The sequence below is a fragment of the Rhodococcus sp. BH4 genome (assembly GCF_002079265.1).
Taxonomy (GTDB): domain Bacteria; phylum Actinomycetota; class Actinomycetes; order Mycobacteriales; family Mycobacteriaceae; genus Rhodococcus_F; species Rhodococcus_F qingshengii.
Genome location: NZ_CP014941.1, coordinates 4,080,001 through 4,105,657 on the forward strand (window position 1 = coordinate 4,080,001; position 25,657 = coordinate 4,105,657).

Annotated in this window: 24 protein-coding genes; 1 reads left to right on the forward strand and 23 read right to left on the reverse strand. The window is 63.2% G+C overall.

Translation table 11 applies throughout. The annotated features are described in order from the left end of the window. Positions 1 to 428 precede the first annotated feature (428 nt). On the reverse strand, positions 429 to 1,688 hold the full coding sequence (gene murA / locus A0W34_RS18735; RefSeq protein WP_007726224.1) for a UDP-N-acetylglucosamine 1-carboxyvinyltransferase: 1,260 nt from the start codon (positions 1,686 to 1,688) through the stop codon (positions 429 to 431). A 54-nt stretch (positions 1,689 to 1,742) separates the two neighbouring features. On the opposite strand from murA, the gene A0W34_RS18740 reads away from it, so the two are divergent. Next, positions 1,743 to 2,315, forward strand: a complete 573-nt coding sequence (locus tag A0W34_RS18740; protein WP_081558075.1) for a cob(I)yrinic acid a,c-diamide adenosyltransferase — start codon at positions 1,743 to 1,745, stop codon at positions 2,313 to 2,315. Positions 2,316 to 2,325: 10 nt separating this feature from the next. Here A0W34_RS18740 and A0W34_RS18745 read toward each other — a convergent pair whose 3' ends face one another. The 22 genes from A0W34_RS18745 to argS form a co-directional block, all read right to left on the reverse strand. Further along, positions 2,326 to 2,748, reverse strand: a complete 423-nt coding sequence (locus A0W34_RS18745; RefSeq protein WP_029255703.1) for a DUF2550 domain-containing protein — start codon at positions 2,746 to 2,748, stop codon at positions 2,326 to 2,328. Positions 2,749 to 2,797: 49 nt separating this feature from the next. Next, positions 2,798 to 3,166 carry a F0F1 ATP synthase subunit epsilon gene (locus A0W34_RS18750; RefSeq protein ID WP_081558076.1) on the reverse strand — a complete coding sequence of 123 codons (369 nt, stop codon included), beginning with the start codon at positions 3,164 to 3,166 and terminating at the stop codon, positions 2,798 to 2,800. Positions 3,167 to 3,172: 6 nt separating this feature from the next. Further along, the gene (gene atpD, locus A0W34_RS18755; protein ID WP_003941349.1) at positions 3,173 to 4,624 is read right to left on the reverse strand and encodes a F0F1 ATP synthase subunit beta; all 1,452 of its coding nucleotides are present in this window, start codon (positions 4,622 to 4,624) and stop codon (positions 3,173 to 3,175) included. 3 nt (positions 4,625 to 4,627) lie between these two features. Continuing rightward, the gene (locus tag A0W34_RS18760; RefSeq protein WP_003941320.1) at positions 4,628 to 5,611 is read right to left on the reverse strand and encodes a F0F1 ATP synthase subunit gamma; all 984 of its coding nucleotides are present in this window, start codon (positions 5,609 to 5,611) and stop codon (positions 4,628 to 4,630) included. A gap of 48 nt (positions 5,612 to 5,659) precedes the next feature. Next, complete coding sequence (gene atpA, locus A0W34_RS18765; protein ID WP_007726218.1) at positions 5,660 to 7,303, reverse strand: F0F1 ATP synthase subunit alpha; 1,644 nt, start codon at positions 7,301 to 7,303, stop codon at positions 5,660 to 5,662. 62 nt (positions 7,304 to 7,365) lie between these two features. Beyond that, positions 7,366 to 8,190, reverse strand: coding sequence for a F0F1 ATP synthase subunit delta (locus A0W34_RS18770; protein ID WP_003941304.1), 825 nt, complete (start codon positions 8,188 to 8,190; stop codon positions 7,366 to 7,368). A gap of 5 nt (positions 8,191 to 8,195) precedes the next feature. Continuing rightward, a complete protein-coding gene (locus A0W34_RS18775) occupies positions 8,196 to 8,753 on the reverse strand; it encodes a F0F1 ATP synthase subunit B (protein WP_019749173.1) in 558 nt (185 codons plus the stop codon). Positions 8,754 to 8,760: 7 nt separating this feature from the next. Next, a complete protein-coding gene (locus tag A0W34_RS18780; RefSeq protein WP_003941327.1) occupies positions 8,761 to 9,003 on the reverse strand; it encodes an ATP synthase F0 subunit C in 243 nt (80 codons plus the stop codon). A gap of 82 nt (positions 9,004 to 9,085) precedes the next feature. Further along, the gene (atpB, locus tag A0W34_RS18785) at positions 9,086 to 9,913 is read right to left on the reverse strand and encodes a F0F1 ATP synthase subunit A (RefSeq protein ID WP_030537337.1); all 828 of its coding nucleotides are present in this window, start codon (positions 9,911 to 9,913) and stop codon (positions 9,086 to 9,088) included. 280 nt (positions 9,914 to 10,193) lie between these two features. Continuing rightward, positions 10,194 to 10,664, reverse strand: coding sequence for a glycine zipper family protein (locus tag A0W34_RS18790; protein WP_019749175.1), 471 nt, complete (start codon positions 10,662 to 10,664; stop codon positions 10,194 to 10,196). Between the two features lie 32 nt (positions 10,665 to 10,696). Next, positions 10,697 to 11,884, reverse strand: a complete 1,188-nt coding sequence (locus A0W34_RS18795) for a glycosyltransferase family 4 protein (protein ID WP_003941359.1) — start codon at positions 11,882 to 11,884, stop codon at positions 10,697 to 10,699. Beyond that, positions 11,881 to 13,206 carry a serine hydroxymethyltransferase gene (gene glyA / locus A0W34_RS18800; RefSeq protein WP_030537334.1) on the reverse strand — a complete coding sequence of 442 codons (1,326 nt, stop codon included), beginning with the start codon at positions 13,204 to 13,206 and terminating at the stop codon, positions 11,881 to 11,883. Before glyA ends, A0W34_RS18795 begins: the two co-directional genes overlap by 4 nt. A gap of 2 nt (positions 13,207 to 13,208) precedes the next feature. After that, on the reverse strand, positions 13,209 to 13,871 hold the full coding sequence (locus tag A0W34_RS18805; RefSeq protein ID WP_003941345.1) for an L-threonylcarbamoyladenylate synthase: 663 nt from the start codon (positions 13,869 to 13,871) through the stop codon (positions 13,209 to 13,211). Next, on the reverse strand, positions 13,868 to 14,800 hold the full coding sequence (gene prmC, locus A0W34_RS18810) for a peptide chain release factor N(5)-glutamine methyltransferase (protein WP_030537333.1): 933 nt from the start codon (positions 14,798 to 14,800) through the stop codon (positions 13,868 to 13,870). The genes A0W34_RS18805 and prmC overlap by 4 nt, the downstream gene beginning before the upstream one ends. 77 nt (positions 14,801 to 14,877) lie before the next feature. After that, complete coding sequence (prfA, locus tag A0W34_RS18815; RefSeq protein ID WP_003941341.1) at positions 14,878 to 15,957, reverse strand: peptide chain release factor 1; 1,080 nt, start codon at positions 15,955 to 15,957, stop codon at positions 14,878 to 14,880. A gap of 146 nt (positions 15,958 to 16,103) precedes the next feature. Continuing rightward, complete coding sequence (gene rpmE, locus A0W34_RS18820; protein WP_003941310.1) at positions 16,104 to 16,340, reverse strand: 50S ribosomal protein L31; 237 nt, start codon at positions 16,338 to 16,340, stop codon at positions 16,104 to 16,106. 226 nt (positions 16,341 to 16,566) lie between these two features. Continuing rightward, positions 16,567 to 18,696 carry a transcription termination factor Rho gene (rho, locus tag A0W34_RS18825; RefSeq protein WP_081558077.1) on the reverse strand — a complete coding sequence of 710 codons (2,130 nt, stop codon included), beginning with the start codon at positions 18,694 to 18,696 and terminating at the stop codon, positions 16,567 to 16,569. A 503-nt stretch (positions 18,697 to 19,199) separates the two neighbouring features. Continuing rightward, positions 19,200 to 20,144 carry a homoserine kinase gene (gene thrB, locus A0W34_RS18830; protein WP_007726194.1) on the reverse strand — a complete coding sequence of 315 codons (945 nt, stop codon included), beginning with the start codon at positions 20,142 to 20,144 and terminating at the stop codon, positions 19,200 to 19,202. A gap of 44 nt (positions 20,145 to 20,188) precedes the next feature. Then, a complete protein-coding gene (gene thrC / locus A0W34_RS18835; protein ID WP_003941280.1) occupies positions 20,189 to 21,271 on the reverse strand; it encodes a threonine synthase in 1,083 nt (360 codons plus the stop codon). Next, entirely contained in the window at positions 21,268 to 22,581 is a 1,314-nt protein-coding gene (locus A0W34_RS18840) for a homoserine dehydrogenase (RefSeq protein ID WP_007726192.1), read from the reverse strand. The genes thrC and A0W34_RS18840 overlap by 4 nt, the downstream gene beginning before the upstream one ends. Next, positions 22,578 to 23,999 carry a diaminopimelate decarboxylase gene (lysA, locus tag A0W34_RS18845; protein WP_003941384.1) on the reverse strand — a complete coding sequence of 474 codons (1,422 nt, stop codon included), beginning with the start codon at positions 23,997 to 23,999 and terminating at the stop codon, positions 22,578 to 22,580. The genes A0W34_RS18840 and lysA overlap by 4 nt, the downstream gene beginning before the upstream one ends. After that, on the reverse strand, positions 23,996 to 25,648 hold the full coding sequence (gene argS, locus A0W34_RS18850) for an arginine--tRNA ligase (protein WP_081558078.1): 1,653 nt from the start codon (positions 25,646 to 25,648) through the stop codon (positions 23,996 to 23,998). The genes lysA and argS overlap by 4 nt, the downstream gene beginning before the upstream one ends. Positions 25,649 to 25,657 lie beyond the last annotated feature (9 nt).

A 25,657-nucleotide genomic window follows, 5' to 3' on the forward strand; every position in this document is an offset into this window, starting at 1 on the left:
GATGTGAAGTACCAAAAAAATTTTGGCACTGACATTCATCGACACACTGTTGAGTTCTCAAAGAACACGCACACACCATCACCACGACCCTATGGCCGCCGCTCCGGGGCAACTTTTCCAGCCTATCCCATCGTGATCATCGGCGCAAACCGCTGAACATTCGGGGAAGAACTGGAGGTGAAGCACAACCATACATGATGGAAACTACTTCAGATTTTGGTCAGGCACTTCGTACAACCTCGTGTCACTCGCCGTAAAGGCGGGAGTCGGTGTCCGTGTCGCTCTGACTTGGAATAAGTTACGCGAACCTTCAATCAATTCACAAATCGCCTGGTCACTACAGCGATTGGCCGGCTAAGGCCAGGTCAGACTGTTGCGCCTATCTGTCAATCGCGAATAGACCCGAGTGTGACGCCGAGCACCGATACCTAGTCGGAGCCCACCCGCTCGATCACTCCCCCGAGTCCACGGAGATTCTCGACGAATCGCGGGTACCCACGGTCGATGTGGAAGATGTCGTGAACTTCGGTGGTTCCGTCCGCAACCAACCCCGCAAGCACGAGCCCGGCGCCGGCCCGAATATCCGAAGACCACACCGGTGCACTCGACAACACCGGAACTCCGCGGATCACCGCATGGTGACCGTCAGTTCGGGCGTCGGCGCCGAGTCGGATCATTTCCTCGACAAATCGGAAACGCGATTCGAATACGTTCTCGGTGATCATCGACGTGCCCTCGGCAACCGCCGCCAAACCGATTGCCATCGGCTGCAGGTCGGTGGGGAATCCGGGGTAAGGCAAGGTTGCGAAATTGACCGCCTTAGGCCGTTCGCGCTGGATGACACGGAAGCCGTCGACCTCGGGAGTCACCTCCGCGCCGGCTGTCCGAAGCTTGTCGAGGACCAACCCGAGATGCTTGTGGTTCACCCCGCGAACTCGGACGTCACCCCTGGTCATGGATGCCGCGACACCCCACGTTGCAGCGACGATCCGATCGCCGATGACACGGTGCGTAGTCGGTTCCAACTTGCGGACGCCTTGAATGGTGAGCGTCGAACTTCCGCCGCCAGATACCTTGGCGCCCATCTCGTTGAGCATGTTGCACAGATCCACGATCTCGGGCTCACGTGCAGCGTTGTCGATCACTGTCTCACCACGGGCGAGGACCGCTGCCATCAAGATGTTCTCGGTTGCACCCACAGACGGGAAGACCAGGCGGATGTTCGCTCCATGCAGGTCGTCTGCCTCGGCAACTACACATCCGTGTTCGATCTCGCTGCGCGCACCCAACAGGCGGAGCCCGGATTGGTGCATGTCGAGGGGCCGAGAACCGATGGCGTCACCTCCAGGCAAGGCAACAACAGCGCGTCGACAACGCGCGACCAGCGGACCGAGAACACACACTGACGCTCGGAACTGTTTCACCGCATCGAAGTCAGCGTGATACTTCGGCTCGGCCGGCGTCGTGATCCGCACTTCGGAATCTTCGAGTTCGACTTCGCAGCCCAGACCTCGCAGAACGTCCGCCATCAGCGGTACGTCGAGAATGTCCGGGCAGTTGGTCACGACAGTGGTGCCTTCGGCCAACAGCGCCGCGGCCATCAGCTTCAGCACACTGTTCTTGGCCCCTCCCACCAGTACTTCACCTTCGAGGCGGTTACCCCCGGTCACAAGAAAGTGCTCACTCACGGTTCACAGCCTAGAGCCACAACCTCGTCGGCACCGCGCCGGTACCGTAGCCCTATGTCTGTTCACCTGACGAAGATCTACACCCGGACCGGCGACGACGGGACCACGGGCCTCAGTGATTTTTCCCGCGTGTCCAAGAACGATCCGCGTCTGATCGCCTACGCGGATTGCGACGAAACCAATGCAGCGATCGGCGTGGCCGTTGCTCTCGGCACTCCCCCGGAGCATCTCCTCGCAATGCTGCGCCAGATCCAGAACGACCTTTTCGACGCAGGGGCCGACTTGTCCACCCCCGTGGTCGAGAACCCGAAGTACCCGCCGCTACGAGTGACTCAGTCCTACATCGATCGACTCGAAGGATGGTGCGATGAACTCAATGAGCAACTGGCACCGTTGAATTCGTTCATTCTGCCGGGCGGTACCGCCTTGGGAGCCCTGCTTCACGTAGCAAGAACCGTCTCGCGGCGTGCTGAGCGTGCGGCTTGGTCCGCCATCGATACGAACCCGGAGGACACGAGCGTGCTCCCCGCGAAATACCTCAACAGATTGTCGGATCTGCTCTTCATCATGGGAAGAGTGGCAAATCCTGAAGGCGATGTGCTCTGGAAGCCCGGCGCCGGGGCTTGAGCGGGACCGGTCAGGCGGTGCGTCGCCTACGGGCGCGCCCGTCCGGCCGCGATTCCACCCAGGACAGGAACGCTGTCAATGCTCCACTGTCCAAAGCGATTTCGTAGGCCGACGAGCCGTCATTGACCTTGACCACGACGATGTCGTCGCTCATGATGTCGAATTCGGTACCCGAGGGAGAACGACGGCTCTCGACCTCGATACCTTGACGATCGATCCTGGAGTCCGGGCCCGGCCGCAGACTCGACAGTTTGAAAAAGACAAAGGTGCTTTCGCCGTAGCGAATGATTCCGTGACGCCACCCGCTGTCCCCCGGAGATGGCAGAACACGAAGCAGTGCAGCGGTACCGCCGCGACGCAGAACCAGCAGACGATACAGAAAAGCCGCGACGAGAACCGCGAGCAGCACAACCAGAATGATCAACACAGTCATTCCGAATGTCACTGTTCGTCGGCTCCCGTCGCGGCTTTACTCGAGTAACTTACGCGCGCTCGACGGCCCGGAGCTGACCCTTGGCGACCGCAATCGCTTCGAGGTCGCCCAAGTTCTCGGCCAAGACAGCCTTGGCTGCCTCGACGTCGATGTCCTGTGCCATGTCCGCGGACTCGGCAAGGATCGTCACCGTCGTCGCAGTGACGGAGAGAAATCCTCCGTGTACCGCAGCAACGATACGCTCGCCGTCGACCGAGGTGATCGACACGGTTCCGCCCTCGATCAGCTGGCCGAGGACCGGCTCATGCCCAGGCATGATTCCGATTTCACCCTCGGTGGTCTGAGCGCTGACCAGCGTCGCCGAACCAGACCACAAGCGCTGCTCGACGGCAACGAGTTCTACGGTCATCTCAGCCATCGTGGACTACTTCCCGGCCATCTTCTTGGCTGCAGCCTCGACGTCGTCGAGTCCACCGCAGCTGTTGAATGCCTGCTCGGGCAGGTGATCGAACTCGCCCTTGCAGACGCGGTCGAAGGCTTCGATCGTGTCGCGGAGCGGCACGACGGAGCCGGGCTCACCGGTGAACTTCTCGGCAACGATGAAGTTCTGGCCGAGGAACTTCTGGATACGACGGGCGCGGCCGACGAGGACCTTGTCCTCTTCCTGAAGCTCGTCCATACCGAGGATGGCGATGATGTCCTGCAGTTCCTTGTACTTCTGCAGGATGCGCTTGACCTCGTTGGCAACGCGGAAGTGCTCGGCACCGACGATGCCGGGCTCCAGGATGCGGGAGGTCGAGCTCAGCGGATCCACAGCGGGGTAGATACCCATCTGCGAAATCGGGCGCGAAAGCTCGGTGGTGGCATCGAGGTGCGCGAACGTCGTAGCCGGCGCGGGGTCGGTGTAGTCGTCGGCGGGCACGTAAATAGCCTGCAGCGAGGTGATCGAGCGACCGCGAGTCGAGGTGATGCGCTCCTGGAGCTCACCCATCTCGTCCGCCAGCGTGGGCTGGTAGCCCACTGCCGAAGGCATACGGCCGAGGAGGGTGGAAACCTCGGAGCCTGCCTGCGTGAAGCGGAAGATGTTGTCGATGAACAGCAGAACGTCCTGGCCCTGAACGTCGCGGAAGTACTCCGCCATCGTCAGTGCGGACAGGGCGACGCGCATACGCGTTCCGGGCGGCTCGTCCATCTGGCCGAAGACAAGGGCGGTGTCCTGGAGGACGCCCATCTCTTCCATTTCCAGGTGGAGGTCGGTGCCCTCACGGGTACGCTCACCGACTCCTGCGAACACCGAGGTGCCCGAGAACTCGCGAGCGATACGCGTGATCATTTCCTGGATCAGAACGGTCTTGCCGACGCCGGCGCCACCGAACAGGCCGATCTTTCCACCCTTGACGTACGGGGTGAGAAGGTCGATGACCTTGATGCCGGTCTCGAGGATCTCGGTCTTACCTTCGAGCTGATCGAAGGCTGGTGGCTTGCGGTGGATGCCCCACTGCTCGCCGTCGCGGCCGAGGCCGGGGGTGTCGAGGCAATCGCCCAGTGCGTTGAACACGTGGCCCTTGACGACGTCACCGACGGGAACCGAGATCGGCTTGCCCGAGTCGGTCACTGCAGTGCCGCGGACGAGTCCGTCGGTGGGCTGCATGGAGACGGTGCGGACCAGGTTGTCACCGAGGTGCTGTGCAACCTCGAGCGTCAGCGTCTTGGCGACCGAGGGAAGCGTGATCTCGGCGTTCAGGGCGTTGAACAGTTCAGGAACAGCGCCACGCGGGAATTCAACGTCCACGACGGGACCGATGACCCGCACGACGCGGCCGGCTACGGCCGAAGCCGAACCTGCCCCGTTGTTTTCGGTTACTGCTGCGGTCATGTGCTAGTCACTTCCTGCGCTCGAGGCGAGCGCGTTGGCGCCGCCGACGATCTCGCTGATTTCCTGGGTGATCTGGGCCTGGCGAGCCTGGTTGGCCTGACGGCTCAACGTGTTCACCAGTTCGTTTGCGTTGTCCGTCGCGGCCTTCATGGCAGTACGACGGGCTGCCGACTCCGATGCCGCAGCATCGAGAAGCGACGAGAAGATACGAGTGCTGACGTACTTCGGGAGAAGAGCGCCGAGAAGCTTCTCGGGCTCGGGCTCGAAGCTGAAGTCCGCGACGGGGCCATTGTCATGGTCGTCGTCGTGGCCGTTGGTCAGCATGTCGTCACCGAGTTCGATGCGCTCTTCCGACACGAAGACCTCGAGAGGGGCCATACGGCGAACCTCGGGAGTCTGCGTCAGCATCGACACGAAGCGGGTGTAGACGATATGGAGTTCGTCGACGCCCTCGATCGTGCCTTCACCGTTCGGAGCGGCAACCTGGTTACCCGAACCAGCCATGAACAGCTCCACCAGGTGGCGGCTGGCCTTCGCGGCATCCGAGTAACCCGGATCCTGCGAGAAGCCCGTCCACGCAGCACCGATGTCGCGGCCGCGGAACGTGTAGTAGCCGAGCCCCTTGGAACCGAGCACGTACACGACCGGCTCCTTGCCCTCGCTGCGGAGGAGAGCCATGAGCTCTTCTGCCTGCTTGAGGACGTTGGAGTTGTAGCCACCACACATGCCGCGGTCACTGGTGACAACGAGGACCGCTGCCCGCTTGGGCTCCGGACGCTCGTTGAGCAACGGGTGATCGAGCGAAGCAGACGCACTCGCCAATTCGGTGAGTACCTTCGTGATCTCCTCGGCATACGGCTTGGACGCGGCGACGCGAATCTGAGCCTTGGTGATACGCGAAGTCGCGATCAGTTCCTGTGCCTTGGTGATCTTCTTGGTCGAGTTGACCGACTTGATACGAGACCGCAATTCGAGAATGCTCGCCATCGATCAATCACTCTCCCTTCGGAATTCGCAGTGTCATGGGCGCGTACGTCACTTGCTGACGGTCTTGCGCTTGACGTTGATCTGCTCGTTCGCGACCTCGTCGGCGCCCAAAGCGTCAGCCTCGGCTTCGTTCACGACCCGGCTTCCGTCGGATGCGATGAAGCCTTCCTTGAACTTGTTCGTCGCGGCGATCAGCTCAGCAGCGTTGTCGGCATCGAGTGCCTTACCGCCGTTGATGCTGGAGTAGACGCCAGCAGCCGAGTGCTTGAGGTCTTCGAGCAGTTCCTTCTCGAAGCGACGGACATCGCCGATCGGAACGCTGTCGAAGATGCCTTCGCCGGCCAGGTAGATCGAGACGATCTGGTCCTCGACGGGGATCGGGCTGTACTGATCCTGCTTGAGCAGCTCGACCAGACGGGCGCCGCGCTCGAGCTGAGCCTTGGAGGCAGCGTCGAGGTCGGAAGCGAAGGCGGAGAACGCTTCGAGCTCACGGAACTGAGCCAGTTCCAGACGCAGCGAACCGGAAACCTTCTTCATGCCCTTGGTCTGTGCAGCGCCACCGACGCGGGAGACCGAGATACCGACGTTGATCGCGGGGCGAACGCCCTTGTTGAACAGGTCGGACTCGAGGAACACCTGACCGTCGGTGATGGAGATGACGTTGGTCGGGATGTAAGCCGAGACGTCGTTCGCCTTGGTCTCGATGATCGGCAGAGCCGTCAGCGAGCCACCGCCGAGTGCGTCGGACAGCTTCGCCGAACGCTCCAGCAGACGGGAGTGCAAGTAGAAGACGTCACCGGGGTAAGCCTCGCGTCCCGGCGGGCGACGCAGCAGCAGCGAGATGGCGCGGTACGCCTCTGCCTGCTTGGTCAGGTCGTCGAACACGACCAGAACGTGCTTGCCCTGGTACATCCAGTGCTGGCCGATGGCCGAGCCGGTGTACGGTGCGAGCCACTTGAAGCCTGCGGAATCAGATGCCGGAGCAGCAACGATGGTGGTGTATTCCATCGCGCCCTTCTCCTCGAGGGCAGCCTTGACGCCCGCGATGGTGGAACCCTTCTGACCGATGGCAACGTAGATGCAGCGCACCTGCTTGTTGACATCGCCGGAATCCCAGTTGGCCTTCTGGTTCAGGATGGCGTCGATGCAGACCGCGGTCTTGCCGGTCTTGCGGTCGCCGATGATGAGCTGGCGCTGGCCGCGGCCGATCGGGGTCATGGCGTCGATAGCCTTGATACCGGTCTGGAGCGGCTCTTCGACCGGCTGGCGCTCGAGCACCGAAGCGGCCTGGAGCTCGAGTGCACGGTTCTCGGTGCTCTCGATCTCGCCGAGGCCGTCGATGGGCGCACCCAGCGGGTCGATGACGCGGCCGAGGAAAGCATCGCCGACGGGAACCGACAGAACGTCGCCCGTGCGCTTTACTTCCTGGCCTTCTTGAATGTTCTGGTAATCGCCAAGGATGACGGCACCGATTTCGGTGGCATCCAGGTTGAGCGCGACGCCGACGATTCCACCGGGGAACTCCAACAGCTCGTTGGACATAGCCGAAGGCAGGCCAGAGACGTGCGCAATGCCGTCACTGGTGTCGGTCACTGTGCCGACCTCCTCACGGGAGGCCTCCGGGGAGTAGCTCGCGGTGTAGTTGTCGATCGCGCTACGGATCTCGTCGGAGGAGATCGTCAGCTCCGCCATGTTTTTCCTGCTCTCGGTGTCTGGTCTTCGAAAAGATCTGGAGTATGTGTTCGGCTGAAGGACTACTTGAGGTTCTTCCGCAGTGCTGCGAGTCGACCCGCTGCGCTGCCGTCGATAACCTCGTCGCCCACCCGGACGACCAAGCCGCTGAGGAGTTCTGGATCGACCTCGACGTGCACTGCTACCGGCTTCCCGTAGGTGCGGGTAAGCGTGCTCGCCAAGCGATCCGACTGCTCCGAGCTCAACGCCGAGGCGCTGCGAACGTGAGCAACGGTGGTATCGCGCTGCGCTGCGGCAAGATTCGACAGCTGATCGAAAGTGTCTGCGGGTGCAGACTTCAACCGGCCGACAGCCTGTCCGGCGAGTGCCTCGGTGACCGCGGTGACCTTGCCGTAGAGCAAGCGGGAGAGGAACTCACGCTTGCGGGCTGCGGGAACCGACAGATCCGAGAGCGTCTGCTCCAGGCTGGGATCCCCTGCCACGATGCGACCGAGACGGAAGAGCTCGTCCTCAACGGTGTCCAACTGGCTCTGATCGGCTGCGGCGCGGAGCAGAGCTTCGCGTCCGAGCAGTTCGAGCGAGTTGACCAAGTCGCGGGCCGCAGACCAGTCCTGGCCTGCAGCTGCCTTCACGGTGGCGAGCGCCTCGGCGCCGACCTTTCCGGAGAACAACTGCTCTGCCAAAGCCTGGCGACCAGCGGCCGGTGCCGAAGCGTCAGCCAGCGCGCTGCGAAGAGCGCGCTGGCCGTCGAGTACCTCGACCACCGAGAAGAGCTCGGACCCAGCCTGAGCAGAAGCAGCAGTTGCGGCTCCTGCAGAGACGGCGCCCAGGGCACTGCTCAGCGCAGAACGAGTCTGCGCCAAGGCTTCACGGCTCGCTGCGTACATGTTGCTCACTTCCTGGCTGAATCAGCGCTGACGGTGTCGAGCTCGTTGAGGAAACGATCAACCGTTCCGGCGCGCTTCACGTCGTCGGCGAGGGACTCCCCGATGACCTTCTCGGCCAGGTCTACAGCGGTCTTGCCGAGATCCGAGCGGAGCTCAGCGACAATCTGCTGACGCTGGGCGACGAGCTGGCTGTGGCCTGCGGCCACGATGCGGTCGCTCTCGTCCTGCGCCTGAACCTTCATGTCAGCGATGATCTGCTGACCCTGGGTACGCGCTTCCTCACGGATCTGCGCTGCCTCGGTACGAGCTTCGGCGAGCTGCGCGCGGTACTGCTCGAGCGCGGCCGCTGCCTCTGCCTGTGCGTCTTCGGCCTTCTTGATGCCGCCCTCGATCTGCTCGGTGCGTTCGGCCAAGACCTTCTGGAACTTCGGAAGAACGAGCTTCCAGAAGACAAAACCGACTACGACGAGCGCAACCGCGGACCACACGATGTCGTATGTCTCGGGCAAGAGAGGATTGTGTGTCTCCTCTGTTGCCGCGAGCACTGCGAAGGTGGCTCCCATGTCTGTCTTAGAAAATGAAACCGGCGACAAGGCCGATCAATGCGAGGGCCTCGGTGAATGCAATACCGAGGAACATGGTGGTACGAACCTGGCCGGCCATCTCGGGCTGGCGGACCATGCCTTCGATTGCCTTGCCCACAACGATGCCCACGCCGATGCCGGGGCCGATTGCTGCGAGGCCGTAGCCGATGGCTCCGTAGCCGCGCGACTTGGTCTCGACAACTTCCTGAGCGAGGTAAGCGATGCTCATGGTGTTCCATTCCCTTTCTGTTGACCTCTGCCGGATTCGGCAAGAGGCTCAGTTCTTGGTGTAGCTGGTGAGGAGGTAAAGGTCAGTGCTCGTCGGCGTGGAGCGCCAGTTCGATGTACACCGCGGTCAGCAACGCGAACACGTAAGCCTGCAGGAAGATGACCAGCAGCTCGAAGAACGTGAATGCGATACCGGCGATGATCGACGGAACGCCGAAGATCGCCTGGAATCCGCCGGACACGAAGAAGAAGTAGTTCGTCGCGCTGAAGAACAGCACCAGCAGGATGTGGCCGGCCAACATGTTGGCCATGAGACGAACCATCAGCGTGAACGGGCGCAGGATGAAGGTCGAGATGAACTCGATGGGCACCAACAAGAAGTGCAGGGGCAGCGGGACGCCGGGAACGACGATGCTGCTCTTGACGTACTTGAAGAAGCCGTACTTCTTGATTCCGACGTAGTTGAACACGATGTAGGCGAGCGCCGCGAGTACCAGGGGCATACCGATTCGTGCGTTCGGCGAGATGTTCAGGAAAGGAATGATGCTGGCCAGGTTGCTGGCGACCACGATGAAGAAGATCGTCGTGATGACCGGCAGGAAGCGCTTGCCCTGTTCCTTGCCCAGGATCTCCTCGGCGATGTTGATACGAACGAAGTCGAGCGCAAGCTCGGCGGCGTTCTGCATCCCACGGGGAACCAATCGAGGACTGCGCATCGCGATCACGAAGAAGGCTGCGACCAGCACCGACATCAGCAGACGAATCAGCATCAGACGGTCGAGCTCGAAGGGGCCCGCGTGGATCAACACGGAGGGCGGGAAAAAATCGTCTAGTGACGGCGCATGGAATTCATCCGCGGCCAGGGTGGTGACGCTCAGCGTTCTCTCCCGTAGTCGGTCCGCAGCCATCATTGACTGCGGTTCGATCGGACATTGACGATCTACAAGTCGACAAGTTCGACTCGCGCATTCGTCAGCAGCTGGAGAACCCTAGAGGGGCCTGGCGTCTGTCGGTGTCGGCGACTCTCGTCGACTCAGTGGTCAGAATTTCGACCACCTGCGAGCACATGGCATCGTCGGCTGAGTGTTACTCGGCCCACCATTGCTCTCGCTTGAACCGAACCTTATCAAGTCATCTACGACATTGTGTAGATGGGGTACCTTGAAGTCCGATTAGTTACCTCTTGTAGTACTACTCGTCGTCGTCGACGTTGCTGCTGGGAGTGGGATCGACGTACGGAGTTTTGGTTCCCAGGACGCCGTAAGTCTCCGCACCGAGCACCACGACCAGCGACATGATGATGACCAGGACGAGGGCGGTCTTGTTGTAGAAATCCATGTCCGAGAGGACAAAGAGAACCACCATCGCGAGAATCATCTTCAGCAGCCAGGTACCGAGCAGAACGGCACCGGCCGTGAGCGCAGGCAGCTTCGCTGTGAGCAGCACGCCCAACGCCGTGAACAAGATGAACCCGCCGCCGACGGCTGCGCCGATCAAAGCGCCGTAGACGCCTTCCTTACCGGCGAAGAGCCCGCCCAGGAGCGCGCCGACCACGGCCAGCGCGATCAGCCCCATCACACCCCACTTCACGGCCGACTTCATGGCGGCGGTCGAATCAGGGATGGGTTGCGAGGCAGGTACAGGCTGCGGCGTGTTCGTCACGATGCCCAAGGGTAATGGATCGGAAAACTTGGCTAGCGACGCTGCTGCTTGCGATCGATCAGGGAAGGCACCGCAGTGAAGAACAACGCAAGAACCAAACCGGCCGCGACGAGTACAACAACCAGCTGACGATTGAGCAGCGAGGATCCGACGGCACCGAACGCCAGGACGCTGACCCACAGGTAGATGACCAGCACAACTCGTCGGTGCGTGTGTCCGATCTGCAAGAGGCGATGATGCAGGTGCATCTTGTCCGGACTGAACGGACTGACGCCCGCTTTCGTCCGGCGGATCACGGCCAGGAGCATGTCCAGCATCGGGATGAACATCACAGCCCCGACCAGCAACAACGGCGCGAGGAGGCCGACGAGGTCGCGGGTTCCGTAGGCAGTGAGCGGAATACGACCGGATGCACTGGTGGAGATCGCGGCCAGCATGAGACCGATCAACATCGACCCGGAATCGCCCATGAAAATGCGCGCTGGATTGAAGTTGTGTGGAAGAAAACCGAGACAAGCGCCTGCCAAAGCCGCCGCGATCATCGCCGGCGGGTAGACACTCGCGTCGCCGCCCTGATCGTGGAGAAGACCGATCGAGAAGATGAGGATGGCGAGCGCCGCGATCAGACCCAACCCGGCGGCCAATCCGTCGAGACCGTCGACAAAATTCATGGCGTTGATGGTCGCGACGGCAACAGCAACGGTGAACAGTCCGGATTGAATCTGATCGAGGATGATGGTGGACCCACCGTCACCGCCGAACGGGTTGTAGATGATGAACCAGCTGACGCCCATCACCACGAGAACGCCGGCAGCAGTCACCTGACCGACAAATTTGGTGAGGGCGTCGAGGCCCCACCTGTCGTCGATCACACCCACGAGGACGATGACGGCGCCAGCTACGAGCGCAGCGTGTACGTCAGGACTGCCGAAGCCGAAACCTCTTGTGAGCGCGGGTAATTGCTGCGCGAACAGCAGACCGACAGCCATGCCGACATACATTCCGACGCCACCGAGGCGCGGAATCGGCTCGACGTGAACGTCCCGATCACGAGGAATCGCGACAGCGCCGAACCTCAGCGCCAACAACCGGACTGCGCCAGTCGCCAGGTAGGTCACCACCGCCGCCGTACACAGCACGAGCAAAAGTTCACGGATGGGAACACCCGCTCCCCCGCCACCCTGTGCCAGATACGTGGTCGCCTCGTAGGAAGTGATCACTGCTCGAGATCACCCGTCTGGCGGGCATAGGCAGGCTTTGCCCGGACCAGTTCGCGAACGCCGTCGGCAACTGCTGCCAACTCGGCCTCTCCTGACGTGGTGGCGGGGTCCGCGACAACTGCGCGCGCGATCAACTCCCCCACCACGCTCATGTCGGAGCGGTTGAAACCCTGGGTCGTGACGGCCGCGGATCCGACGCGGATTCCGGACGTGACGGCGGGCGACTGCGGATCGAACGGAATCGCGTTCTTGTTGAGCGTGATCGAAGCCAGTCCGCACCTACGCTCGGCGTCGACTCCGGTGACACCGCTTGCGCGCAGGTCGAGAAGCGCCAGATGTGTGTCGGTTCCACCGGACACGGTGCGCAGGCCGCGAGCTTCCAACGACTGCGCGAGTGCCGATGCGTTGGCAACCACTTCCTGTGCATACCAACGATATTCCGGCGTCGACGCTTCCTTGAAGGCAACCGCCTTCGCAGCGATCGCATGCATCATCGGGCCGCCTTGAATGAAGGGGAACACCGCGCGATCTACAGCCGAGGCATGCTCGCTGCGGCACAGGATCATTCCGCCGCGCGGGCCTCTGAGGACTTTGTGCGTCGTCGCGGAGACGACGTCGGCGTACGGAACGCACGAAGGTATCGCCCGGCCTGCCACCAGTCCGATGAAGTGGGCGGCGTCGACCCACAGGATCGCACCGACCTCGTCTGCGATCGAGCGGAAGGCTGCGAAGTCGATGGTGCGGGAGTACGCGGTCGCGCCGGCGACGATGATTTTCGGCTTGTGCGCCAGAGCCAGGGTGCGAACCTCGTCGTAGTCGATCAATTCGGTGGCCGAATCGACGTGATAGGGAACGGTGGTGAACCACTGCCCAGAAAAGCTGACGCGAGACCCGTGAGTCAGATGCCCACCGTGCGGCAGACTCATCGCCAATACGGTGTCGCCGGGCTTGGCGAATGCGGCGTACACCGCGAGATTCGCAGTGGCCCCCGAATGCGGTTGGACGTTGACGTGCTCGGCGCCGAACAGCGCCTTTGCCCGATCGATCGCCAGATTCTCGGCTACGTCGACGTACTCGCACCCGCCGTAGTAACGCCGACCCGGATAGCCCTCGGCGTACTTGTTGCTCAGGGTCGAACCCAAGGCAGCCAGTACGGCAGGGCTGGTGAAGTTCTCGCTCGCGATGAGTTGAAGTCCGTCGCGCTGACGCTCGAGTTCGGCCAGCGCAACAGCCGCGATCTCGGGGTCTGCCGTGGCAAGCTCACCGAAATCCGGTCCCCAATACGTGGATTCCCCCGCGCGCTCGCCGCCGGCGCCGACCATCGTTACGAAACTCCCTCTACGAGACTTTCCGGACTGGTGCCCAATACCTCGGCGATGGATTCTGCCGAGACGGCACCCACTCGCAAGATACGCGGTGAATTGCCGGTCAGGTCGACGATCGTGGAAGCAACGGCGTGTTCGGCCTTGCCCCCGTCGAGATACACGCTGGCAGATCCGCCGAGCTGATCTCGGGCTTCCTCGACGGTAGTTGCCGGCGGACGCCCCGAAATGTTGGCGCTCGAGACGGCAAGCGGTCCGACATCGCGCAACAGTTCGAGGGCAACCGGATGCAAGGGCATGCGGAGCATGACGGTTCCGCGGGTATCACCGAGGTCCCAGGCAAGTGAAGGCGCCTGCTCGACGACCAGGCTCAGTCCGCCGGGCCAGAATGCGCGGATCAGATCCCGTGCCTGCGGGCGCACGCTGTAGACGAGCCCGTCGATGGTGTTCCACGATCCGACCAGAACCGGGACGGGCATGTCTCGCCCGCGTCCCTTGGCGCGCAAAAGACTCGTGACAGCTTCGCTGTCGAACGCGTCGGCGGCGAGTCCGTAAAGGGTGTCGGTAGGGAGAACTACGAGTCGGCCGGCCTTGAGCGCGTTCTTCGCGGCGGCCAAGCCTGCGGTTCGGGAATCTGTCTGACTGCAGTCGTACACGGTGCTCACTCAGCCATCCTTTCACTCTGCGCTTCGGGCGTTCGATTCCGCTGTGCTTCGACGTCGGTGGCGACACGTCTGGCGACGACGAATCGCGGACGACCGGCAAGATCTGGATGCTGCGCGACCTCGCCGAATACCCGGCGCGCCGAGAACAGCGCAGCGACGCCGTCCCCGTTGGTGTCGTCGTGCTCGATGCCTGCCGCGCCGCCGATTCGAAGCCACCGTGCGATGTTGCTGATCATGGGTTTGATGACGGACAGACCGTCGGTACCGCCGAACAGTGCGGTGTGTGGGTCGTAATCCATGACCTCAGGCTGCAATTGCGCGCCTTCGGGGATGTACGGCGGATTGGACACGACCAGATCGACGCCGCCCTCGAGCCCTGGCAACAGGTTCCGATCGGTGACATCACCCTGATGCAGATGGATCGGTGTATCACCGGCGGCCTCGCGGTCGGCAGCATTACGACGCGCCCACGCCAACGCGGCGGGCTCCTTCTCCACGGCGTGAACGACGGCGTCCGGACGGGCCTCGGCGATGGACAGCGCGAGTACACCCGATCCCGTGCACAGGTCCAGAACTACCGGCGGCTTGCTTCCGCAACCTTCGAGGAACGAGAGTGCCCAACCCATGAGCAGTTCGGTTTCCGGCCGCGGAATGAAGACACCCGGCCCGACAGCGACGTCGATGTTGCCCATCGACGCGACTCCGATGATGTGCTGCAACGGAATCCGCTTCACCCGTTGGGCAACCAACTCGTCGAACGCCGCGATGACCTCGGGATCGACCAACGGAATCAGTCCGAGACGCGTGCGTTCGACCCCGAGCAGGTGGGATGCCAACAACTCGGCGTCGGTGCGTGGGCTGGGCACACCTGCGGCGTCGAGCTGTTTTGCAGCTTCGATCAGCGCCAAACGAAGTGGAAGTCGACTCACGGGTACAGCCTGCCACGCTCGACCGACACGCGGTTCACCGAGTTCCCGGCGGGATGGAGGTCAGTCATGGTCTGCATCTACTCGGCCGCGAGACGCGCCTCTCGGTCCGCCTTGCCCAATGCATCGAGAAGTGCGTCGAGCTCACCGTCGAGCACCGCGTCGAGGTTGTGCGACTTGAATCCGATGCGGTGATCGGTGATGCGGTTCTCGGGGAAGTTGTAGGTGCGGATGCGCTCCGAACGGTCCACCGTCCGAACCTGACTCTGGCGACCTGCCGACGCTTCAGCGTCCGCGGCTTCCTCGGCGACTACCTGCAAACGGGCTGCAAGGACCTGCATGGCGCGCGCCTTGTTCTGGAGCTGCGAACGCTCGTTCTGGCAGGTGACGACGATGCCGGTCGGAAGGTGCGTGATTCGGACAGCAGAGTCGGTCGTGTTGACGCCCTGACCGCCCTTGCCGGACGAACGGTAGACGTCGATACGCAGGTCACTTTCGTCGATCTGGACCTGCTCGACCTCTTCGGGCTCCGGGTAGACCAGAACGCCGGCAGCCGAAGTGTGAACGCGTCCCTGGGATTCGGTGACAGGCACTCGCTGGACGCGGTGAACGCCGCCCTCGAACTTCAGCCGCGCCCACACTCCGTCCGGGGTGTCCGACTTGCTCTTGATCGACAGCGTGGCTTCCTTGTATCCGCCGAGATCGGAGACCGTCGCGTCGAGAATCTCGACGCGCCAGCCATGCCGTTCCGCGTAGCGGACGTACATGCGGGCCAGGTCCGAGGCGAAGAGCGCGGATTCTTCGCCGCCCTCACCGGACTTCACTTCGAGGACGATGTCGTCGCCGTCATGCGGATCGCGCGGCGCCAACTGATCGGTAAGCGTCTGCTCGAGCTGCGCGACCTCGGCTTCGAGATCGGGGATCTCGGCGGCGAAGCTGGAATCGTCGGCGGCTAGTTCGCGCGCGGCTTCCAGATCGTCCTGCGCAGCGGTGAGCTTGTTGTACGTCGACATGATCGGCGAGAGCTCGGAGAACCGCTTACCGACGCGCCTGGCAGCGGCAGGGTCGTTGTGCAGCGCCGGATCGGACATCTGTGCTTCGAGACCGGCGTGCTCCGCCAAGATGTCGTCGATGGCCGAGGGCTGGGTTGCGCCTGCCATGGTTCGCTCCGCTCTGAGTTTCGATTCCTACGGTGCGCGCTTGAAGGTATTTCGACGCCGGGACCCGGGAAACGCGCAAACCGAGTGCAGGCACAAAAAAGCCGACGCCCGATCTGCGCATGGCAGATCGGGCGTCGGCGGAACAGCTAGGACTCGGTGGCCGGGACCTTGCTGTCTGCGCGCTTGCCGTAGCGAGCCTCGAAGCGAGCGACGCGTCCACCGGTGTCGAGAATCTTCTGCTTGCCCGTGTAGAACGGGTGGCACTGCGAGCAAACCTCGACGTTGATGCGTCCGGACTCCTTGGTGCTGTGGGTCTCGAACGTGTTACCGCAACCGCAGACGACGGTGGTCGCTACGTAGGTTGGGTGGATTCCTGCCTTCATGGTGTCCCTTTCAATGGTCGCCGGGTCGACGTCGCCAATCGACATCGTGAACCGGAACCGGACTCGGCCGTTCAGTATGCCAGATGCGGTACCTCACCGGATAATCCGCGTCTCGCACGCCTCGGGGTGGCTGTACGAAGTTGTCAACGCACTGTCGCTCGGTTTTGTTCCGCCCACGCAAAAGGCCCACAACCAGCTGGTTGTGGGCCTTTTGACGTCGAATCGATCAGTCGTCGATCGCACCCGGTGCGGTCTTGGAGACCTGCATCAGGAACTCGAGGTTGTTCTTGCTCTTCTTCAGTCGATCGATCAGCAGATCGATGGCCTGATGCGAGTCCAGACCGGACAGGACGCGACGGAGCTTGTGCAGCACCGCAGCTTCGTCCGGGCTCAGGAGCAACTCGTCCTTACGCGTGCTGGACGGGTTGACGTCCACGGCCGGGAACACGCGGCGTTCGGCGATCTTGCGATCGAGCTTGAGCTCGGCGTTGCCGGTGCCCTTGAACTCTTCGAAGATCACGGTGTCGCCGGTGGATCCGGTCTCGACCATTGCGGTAGCGATGATGGTGAGCGATCCACCGTTCTCGATGTTGCGGGCAGCACCGAGGAAACGCTTCGGCGGGTAGAGCGCCGTCGAGTCGACACCACCGGAGAGGATGCGTCCCGACGCCGGCGAGGAGTTGTTGTACGCACGACCCAGACGCGTGATGGAGTCGAGCAGTACGACGACGTCCTTACCCATCTCGACCAGGCGCTTCGCACGCTCGATTGCCAGCTCGGCAACTGCGGTGTGATCTCCCGGCGGGCGGTCGAAGGTGGAGGAAATGACCTCACCCTTCACGCTGCGCTGCATGTCGGTCACTTCCTCGGGACGCTCGTCCACGAGGATGACCATCAGGTAGCACTCAGGATTGTTGGTGGCGACGGCATTCGCGATCGCCTGCAACACGCTGGTCTTACCGGCCTTGGGCGGGCTCACGATGAGGGCGCGCTGGCCCTTACCGATGGGCATCACCAGGTCGATGACACGCGTGGTGAGAATGTGCTGCTCGGTCTCGAGGCGCAGACGCTGGTTCGGGTACAGCGGCGTGAGCTTGTTGAACTCGGGGCGCTTCTTCGCGGCCTCGACGTCGCCGCCGTTGACCGTGTCGATACGGACCAGCGGGTTGAACTTCTGACGCTGGCTACCCTGCTCACCGTCACGCGAGACGCGGACGGCACCGGTGATGGCGTCGCCACGGCGAAGGCCGTTCTTGCGGATCAGGTTCATGGAGACGTAGACGTCGTTGGGGCCGGCGAGGTACCCGGACGTACGCACGAAGGCGTAATTGTCGAGGACGTCGAGGATGCCGGCGACCGGCTGCAGGACGTCGTCCTCACGAATCTCGGTCTCGCGTGAATCGTTGGGTGCGCCACCCTCACCGCGATCGCGACCACGGCCACGGCGCTCGCGGAAACGGCGTCCGCGGCGTCCGCGTCCACCCTCTTCGTCGTCGTCCGGCCCGTTGTTGCGGTTGTCCGTGCGAGGACCGGCGTTGTTCTGGCCGGCGTTGTTCTGATTGCCGCGATCCTGACGGTCCTGGCGATCCTGGTTACCCCGGTTGCCCTGGTTCTCGCGCTGGCCCTGGTTGTCCCGCTGGCCCTGGTTGTCCCGGTTTCGCTCGCGGCGGGGACGCTCGTTGCCCTGCTCGGCAGGAGCCTGATCAGCGTCGGACTTGCCCTCGGTGCGCGCAGGACGCTCGGCCGGAGCCTCGGCCTTGGCGGTCTCGGCGACCTTCGAAGAATCGGCGGCCTTCGCGGTGTCCGCGTCGGACTTCGCCGAAGGAGCTTCCTGCTCGATGCTCAGTTCGCCCTGGTCGGGTGAACCTGCACGACGAGCGGCGCCACGACGCTGACGTCCGCGACGGGGTGCGCTCTGATCGGAATCCTCGGCGGATTCCGTACGCGCAGGCGCGGCCTCGGCAGGAGCCGACTCGGCTGCCGGAGCTGTTTCGGCTGCGGGGGTTTCGGTGCGTGTGGCGCGAGTGCTCTTGGCACGAGTGCGCGCAACGGGTGCGTCGTCGAGAGTGAGTTCACTCTGTGCGGGTGCAGCCTTCGCGCTGCCGCCCTGGCGCTCCTTGATGGCTGCGATCAGGTCACCCTTGCGCATGCCGGAAGTGCCTTTGATGCCCAGTTCACCCGCAAGAGTGCGGAGTTCGGTGAGCACCATGCCGGAGAGTCCGGCACCACGGCGCGTTTCGGCACGCTTCGTGGAGGTCGCCACCGCACCGTTCGATGCTGAAGATGACGCCTGAGAATTGTCGCCTGATTCCGACCCGGCGGGTGCAGAAGTGGCGATGAGGTCCGTATCGGTCACGGAGGTCCTTTCCTTCCCTCACTCGCACTGCGCAAAGTCGAGGGTTCGTCCCGCAGTTCGACTGAATACCGAACTCGGTGGTGCCGTACGTGGTTGCTGTCCAGAACTGCCGGCTTGTCCGCCGTCACATGATTGTCGGAAACTCTCGCCTCAAACTTTTCATGCGCTCGCAAACCTGCCCAACGCGCCTTCGTCGACGATTCACTCCCCCGTGTGTTGAACCCCAGAGTGATGGAACCTCTGAGTGTTCGATCCGCGGAGGATTCAAACCTTCGGAGAAGGTACAAGCGTGAGGATCATGCCTGCGAGAATCATGCCAAGGACTGTGGACCCCGATTGGGAAGGAGTTTTGCCCCCTGGTGATGTACCGGCGACTGACGCGCACGATGTACGGACATAGCCCAGGATAGCGCCCAAACCTGAGTCCGGCAAGAATTTGGACGACTGGGTGTGTCAGTTCACTACCGATCGGTAGTGGGCGATCACCAGGACCAAGGCAGGGATCAGACCGTCGTCGTGGATACTTCGACGCCGTCGGCGATGTCCAATTCGAGCACACGTAGTCCGTCTGCCCGCGCCGCTTCCGCGAGTTCGACGGGGAAAGGTTCTGTGCTGAGCGCCAACACGGTGGGGCCGGCTCCGGAAACGGTCGCAGCAATACCCGCCTCGCGCAGGATCCCGATCCATCGCGTCGTGAGCGGAAGCGCGGGTGCGCGCTGTGCCTGATGCAGGCGATCCTCGGTGGCCGCCATCAACAGATCGGGCCGAGCAGTGAGCGCAACGACGGCGAGCGCGCTGCGGCTCGCGTTGAACGAGGCATCCTGGTGCGGAACCAATTCGGGCAGGAGCCCGCGAGTGTGTGCGGTGGACGACCGCTCCTCGGGAACCAGTGCCACAGCACGGATGTCGGGATGGACGTCGAGTTTGGCCGCGGAGTAGATCGGCTCGTCGCCTTCGACGGCCGGTGGGCAACTCCACGAGACGACTGCGCCACCGAGAACACTGGCAGACGCGTTGTCCGGGTGACCTTCGAACTCGGACGAGAGTTGAACCAACTGCTCTTCCGTCAAGCCGATCTCGGCATCGAGAGCGCGCGCCAGACCGTTGGCTGCTGCCAATCCACCGACAGCCGCGGAAGCCGAGGATCCCAACCCGCGCGAATGTGGAATCGCGTTGCGGCACAACACGTCCAGGCCACTGGCCCACACTCCGGCCGCCTCGAGACCACGCTCGATGGCGCGGACCACGAGATGCGAAGGACCCCAGGGCACGTCGGCAGCGCCTTCACCTTCGACGCGAATCTGAAGGCCTGAATCCGTTGTGGTGACTACGATTTCGTCGTACAACCCCAACGCCAGACCGAGGGTGTCGAACCCCGGCCCCAAGTTTGCACTCGAGGCCGGGACGCGAGCAGTCACCGAAAGGCCGATAGGCAGGGTTATAGTCATGTCAGACACCGGATTCCGCGGAGTGGTCGATGAATCCACGGACACTATGCAAGCTCGAGGGCAGCCGCGACGGCAACGGGATCGACACCGATCGGCTCGACGTTCGGCATACCCTTCAAAGCCGTGTCAGGATCCTTGAGACCGTTACCGGTCACCGTGCACACGACGGTCAGGCCCGGCTCGAGCCAGCCCTCTGCACGTGCGGCGAGTAGGCCGGCGACGCTGGCTGCCGACGCCGGTTCGACGAAGACGCCCTCGGTGGCGGCGATCAGACGGTAAGCCTCGAGGATCTTCTCGTCGGTGGCGGCACGGAATGCACCGTTCGACTCTTCCTTCGCGGCGACAGCGCCGTTCCAGGAAGCGGGAGAACCGATTCGGATTGCGGTGGCGATGGTTTCGGGATCCTTGACGGGTGCACCGTTGACCAGCGGAGCCGCTCCGGCTGCCTGGACACCGAGCATGCGGGGCTTGACCGTGGTCAGACCGTCCGCGTAGTACTCGGAGTATCCGCGCCAGTACGCGGTGATGTTCCCGGCGTTTCCGACCGGGAGTGCGTGCACGTCGGGAGCCTTGCCGAGGACGTCCATGATCTCGAATGCCGCGGTCTTCTGGCCTTCGATGCGCACCGGGTTGACCGAGTTGACGAGACCGATGGTGGGGAATTCGGCCGTGGTCTTGCGTGCCAGCTCGAGGCAGTCGTCGAAGTTGCCCTGGACCTGAATGATCTTGGCACCGTGCATGACTGCCTGCGCAAGCTTGCCCATGGCGATCTTGCCCTGCGGGATGAGCACGGCGCAGGTCATGCCGGCCTTGGCTGCATACGCAGCGGCCGAGGCGGAGGTGTTGCCGGTGGACGCGCACAGAACTGCACGCTGGCCACGGGCCAAGGCGTCGGTGACGGCCATCGTCATGCCGCGGTCCTTGAAGGAACCGGTGGGGTTGAGACCCTCGACCTTGAGGTAGACGTCGCAGCCGGTGATCTCGGAGAGGTGGCCGGCCGGCAGGAGCGGGGTGCCGCCTTCGCGCAGGGTGACGGTCTTCCAGTTGTCACCGATCGCGAGACGGTCCCGGTATGCCTCGATGAGACCCGGCCATGCCTTGTGGACGGGGTTGACGATGCCGGTCATTGTTCAGTGCCTTCCAGTCGCAGCACGCTGGTCACAGCGGTGACGAATTCGAGTTCGTTGAGAGCCGCCACGGTCTCGGAGAGAGCCGCGTCGGTTGCTACATGAGTGACGACCACCAGACGCGCGCCGGCGCCGGCGCCCTCCTGGCGGACGACGGAGATGCTCACGCCGTGCTTGGCGAACTCGGCGGCGACTGCGGACAGCACACCTTCCTTGTCCGCGACCTCCATGTTCACGTAGTAGCGGGTGAGGATGTCGCCCATCGGGGCGACCTTGAGCTTGGCGTACTTGGACTCGCGGGGGCCGCGGCCGCCGTGAACCTTGTTGCGCGCAGCCATCACCAGGTCACCCATCACCGCGGAAGCGGTGGGGGCGCCGCCTGCGCCCTGGCCGTAGAACATGAGCCGGCCGGCGTTCTCTGCTTCCACGACAACGGCGTTGAACGCGCCGTTGACCGAGGCCAGCGGATGGCTGAGCGGAACCAGCGCCGGGTACACGCGAGCGGAAATCCGCTCCTTGCCCTTGGGCGTGACGATGCGCTCGCAGATCGAGAGCAACTTGATCGTGCAGTCGAGTGCCTTCGCCGAAGCCAGGTCGGCGGAGGTGATCGTGGAGATTCCTTCGCGGTACACGTCCGCGGCAGTGACGCGGGTGTGGAACGCGATCGACGCGAGGATCGCTGCCTTCGCCGCGGCGTCGTAGCCTTCGACGTCCGCGGTCGGGTCGGCTTCCGCGTATCCGAGGCGTCCGGCTTCGGCCAAGGTCTCTTCGTAGTCGGCGCCGGTCTCGTCCATCGCCGAAAGGATGAAATTGGTGGTGCCGTTCACGATTCCGGCGACCTTGTTGACACGGTCTCCGGCCAACGACTGTGTGAGCGGGCGGATCACGGGGATCGCGCCGGCAACAGCGGCCTCGAAGTACAGGTCGACAGAGTTGGCCTCTGCAGCCTCCGCCAATTCACCGGTGTGGTCCGCGAGCAGCGCCTTGTTGGCGGTCACGACCGACTTGCCGGAGTTGAGCGAAGAGAGAATCAGCTTGCGAGGGAGCTCGATTCCGCCGATCACCTCGACCACGATGTCGACGTCGTCACGACCGACCAGGGACTCGGCGTCCGTCGTCTGCAGTTCCTCGGGAATTCCGCGGTCCGAGCCGATACGGCGGACGGCAACCCCCCGCAGTTCCAACGGGGCGCCGACGCGAGCTTCGAGTTCCTCGGCCTGCTCACGAATGATCCGGACGACCTCGCTCCCGACGTTGCCGAGGCCGAGAACGGCCACACCGATAGCGCGATGCGCCGATTCGCTCGTCACTGCGATACCTCCAAGCTGAGCAGATCTTCCACTGTTTCCCTCCGCAGAATCACGCGTGAGACTCCGTCACGCACCGCCACCACGGCTGGGCGGGTGAGCAGGTTGTACCTGCTCGACATCGAATAGCAGTATGCACCGGTCGCTGCTACCGCTAGTAAATCACCGGGCCCGACGTCCTCGGGCATCCAGGTGTCCCGAATGACCACGTCACCGGACTCGCAGTGCTTACCGACGATACGTGCAACGACGGGATCAGCCTCGGAAGTTCGCGAAACCAACTTGGCTTCGTACTCCGCACCGTAGAGGGACGTGCGGATGTTGTCGCTCATCCCGCCGTCGACGCTGATGTAGCGGCGTGTCAGCGAGCTACCCACCGTGACGTCCTTGATGGTGCCGACCTCGTAGAGCGTCACCGTGCCAGGTCCGGCGATGGCGCGGCCGGGTTCGACGGCAAGCGTCGGCTCCGGCAATCCGGCCAGTGCGGACTCGTTGCGCACGATGTGGCCGAGCTTTGCTGCCAGTTCGTCGACGGGCGGCGGGTCGTCGGAGGGGATATACGAGATCCCCATGCCGCCGCCGAGGTCGATGATCGAAATCTGCTTGGTCTTCTCGACTCCGAACTCGGTGACGACGTCGCGGAGCAAACCGATCACGCGGTGCGCTGCCACCTCGAAACCGTCGACGTCGAAGATCTGCGAACCGATGTGGCTGTGCAGGCCGACCAGGCGCAAGTTGTCGGCAGCGAAGACGCGACGGACCGCGTCGATCGCCGCTCCCCCGGCCAGCGAGAAACCGAACTTCTGGTCCTCGTGTGCGGTGGAGATGAATTCGTGGGTATGCGCTTCGACGCCGACGGTCAGTCGGATCAACACGTCCTGAACGACACCGGCCTCACCGGCGACACGATCGAGTCGGTCGATCTCGATCGACGAGTCGAGCACGACGTGTCCGACGCCCGCGGCGACACCAGCGGCCAGTTCGGCGACTGACTTGTTGTTGCCGTGCATGGCAATTCGCTCGGCCGGGAAGTCCGCGTGCAACGCGATCGCCAGTTCGCCGCCGGAGCAGACGTCGAGCGAGAGGCCTTCGTCGGCGACCCAGCGTGCGATCTCGCCACAGAGGAATGCCTTGGATGCGTAGTGCACCTTGGCATCCGGGCCGAAGGCGCGGGCCATGTCACGGCAGCGTGAACGGAAGTCGTCCTCGTCGATGACGAACAACGGAGTGCCGTACTTCTCGGCAAGTTCACCGACCTTGACACCCGCGAGGGTCACTTCACCGTCGTCGCCGCGAGAAGCGTTGCGCGGCCACACCTGCGGTGAGAGTTCGCCGAAGGCTTCGGGGCTGGTCGGACGGTCGGGCAAGCCGGGGGCCTGCAACTGCTCGGCATGCTTGGGGCCGGCGGGGTGCGCGTTCACATTTGCTCCGGTGCGGTGACGCCGAGCAGTTCGAGACCGTTGGCCAGGACCTGTCGGGTGGCGGCGCAGAGAGCCAGACGCGCGCGGTGCACGTCGGTGGCGTCTTCGTCGCCTTGCGGAAGGATGCGGCACGCGCCGTAGAAGCGGTGGTACGCACCCGCGAGTTCTTCGAGGTAGCGGGCAATACGGTGCGGCTCACGCAGATTCGCAGCGCTCGACACGACGCGTGGGTACTCGCCGATCGTGCGGATGAGGTCACCCTCCTGCTCGACGGTGAGCAGGGCGAGGTTGCTCGCGTCGGCGGACAGACCGAGGTCTGCGGCGCTGCGAGCGATCGCCGAGAGGCGTGCGTGCGCGTACTGCACGTAGTAGACGGGGTTCTCGCTGCTGGTCTTGGTCCACAGGTCGAGGTCGATGTCGATGCTCGAGTCGACCGACGAGCGGATCATGACGTAACGCGAGGCGTCGACGCCGATTGCCTCGACCAGGTCGTCGAGGGTGATGACGGTGCCTGCACGCTTGCTCATCTTGACGGCAGTGCCGTCCTTGACGAGGTTGACCATCTGGCCGATCAGCACCTCGACGGTGTCCGGATCGTCGCCGAATGCGGCAGCGGCAGCCTTGAGACGGCCGATATAACCGTGATGGTCGGCGCCGAGCATGTAGATACAGAGGTCGAACCCACGTGCGCGCTTGTTCTGGAAGTAGGCGATGTCACCGGCGATGTAGGCGGCGTTGCCATCGCTCTTGATGACGACGCGGTCCTTGTCGTCGCCGTAGTCGGTGCTCTTGAGCCACCACGCACCGTCTTCGTGGAAGAGGTTGCCCGAACCCTTGAGGGATTCGACGGCCTTCTCGACCGCACCGGATTCGAAGAGCGAGTTCTCGTGGAAGTAGACGTCGAAGTCGACGCCGAAGTCGTGCAGGGTCTGCTTGATGTGCGTGAACATCAATTCGACGCCGATGGCGCGGAAGGTTTCCTGCTGCTCGTCGGCAGGCAGATCCATGACGTCGGGACGCTGCTTCAGAACCGAGGCGGCGATGTCGGCGATGTATGCACCGGCGTAACCGTCTTCGGGAGCAGGTTCACCCTTCGCTGCAGCGATCAGCGAACGCGAGAAGCGGTCGATCTGGGCACCGTGATCGTTGAAGTAGTACTCACGTGTTACCAAACCACCCTGCGCGGACAGAATGCGTCCGAGCGCGTCTCCGACTGCGGCCCAACGGGTTCCACCGAGGTGAATCGGTCCGGTGGGGTTGGCGGAGACGAATTCGAGGTTGATCTTCTTGCCGGCGAGGGAGTCACCCGAGCCGTACGACGCACCGGCTTCGAGAACCGACACGACGATCGCGCCCTGGGCGTCCTTGTCCAACCGAATGTTGAGGAAGCCGGGCCCGGCGATCTCGGCGGATTCGATTCCGTCGGCAGCGGTGAGGGCTTCGGCGATCCAGCCCGCCAGCTCGCGGGGATTCGTGCCGACCTTCTTGGCTACCTGCATGGCAATGTTGGTGGCGTAATCGCCGTGCTCGGGGTTGCGTGGTCGCTCGACGGTGAGTGTTTCGGGTAGCACGGATACGTCGAGGCCACGATCGGCAAGGACGCTCGCTGCGGTTCCGCGGAGCAGTTCGGCAAGGTCAGCTGGAGTCACAGGTATTCA